Origin of the sequence: Flavobacterium sp. IB48 (assembly GCF_016405855.1) — a bacterium.
Classification (GTDB): Bacteria; Bacteroidota; Bacteroidia; order Flavobacteriales; family Flavobacteriaceae; genus Flavobacterium; species Flavobacterium ginsengisoli.
The window spans coordinates 3671-4739 of record NZ_JAEFCA010000017.1 but is presented as its reverse complement, the minus strand read 5'-3'; the positions used below and the strand labels follow the sequence as shown (position 1 = coordinate 4739).

The following is a 1069-nucleotide window of genomic DNA, read 5'->3' as shown; positions in this document are numbered from 1 at the left end:
CAGCCAAGAAGTCTGGATGAGAAAGGAATGGAAGAAATGAGAAAACGCCAGGATGCTGTTACTGTGGTAGCGGGATCTGCCAAACCCTATGTTTCAGAAGTAAAATATGATGTTACTTCGTTTAATAAATTAAGAGGAGAATTACTTAAAAGAGCCATTACCGAAGGCGTGATTGAAAAAGGTTTTGTTGATAGCAAAAAGAATATAGTAAGCCCTCAATATCAAATGATAAACCTTGCAGGATGGGCTGGATTGCCTGCCAAACATGCTTATTATTTTGTTGTTCTACCCGGGGATGAAGGTGCAAAAGAAGGAAAACACAGTTCTGTTACTTTCAAAAAACCTGATCTTCAATACAAAAGAGCAGGTTACTGGTCTATCACCATCTACGACGAACAAGGCTGGGTTGTAACTGATCCTTTTAATATGAACAGTAGTAAAGCAAAGCCAAATCCTGACGGCACCATTACACTTAATTTTAATGGCGGACCTGATGCCATTAACAATATAAAAGTTCCTAAAAACTGGAATGCATTATTCAGATGTTATCTTCCTTCTTCTGTAGAAACCATTGTAGAATACAGAAAAGATTTTGTAAAAAATCATAAAGTGTTGGAAGTAAAATAAGATTAATAAATTTTTAAATATTCATTAAATGAATTTCAGGATATAAGATTGAATCCTGACATGCCTATAGATGAAAATTATCATCCTCCATTTAAATTTCAAGGCAGTTTAACTAATGTGCATTTAGATTAAAAAATGAGATTTAAAATTGTGGTTGATGAAATTCACTAATTAGAAAGCATAGAAAAAGTTAAATATAAGTTGTTATAACTTTTGATAATAATTAAGAGATGATAGCCCCTTATAAAGTAACCATTAACAATTACGCTCGTAATTTTAATACAAGGAAAGAATTAAGAACATAATATATCAATAAATTAAATCAATACCCGATGAAAAAGAAATTAGTAAGAATATCTATTTTATTTCTACTGGTAGTAGGAATAGGAACTTCGTGCAAAAAAAAATCACAGGAAACTACCACTAGTTCGGAAACTGAGAT

1 protein-coding gene is annotated in these 1069 nt (G+C 32.1%); it reads left to right on the top strand.

The window, feature by feature from the left end:
- The coding region (locus JC605_RS23525; RefSeq protein WP_198858517.1) for a DUF1214 domain-containing protein at nt 1-627 on the top strand (627 nt) is incomplete at its 5' end.
- Nucleotides 628-1069: the final 442 nt, after the last annotated feature.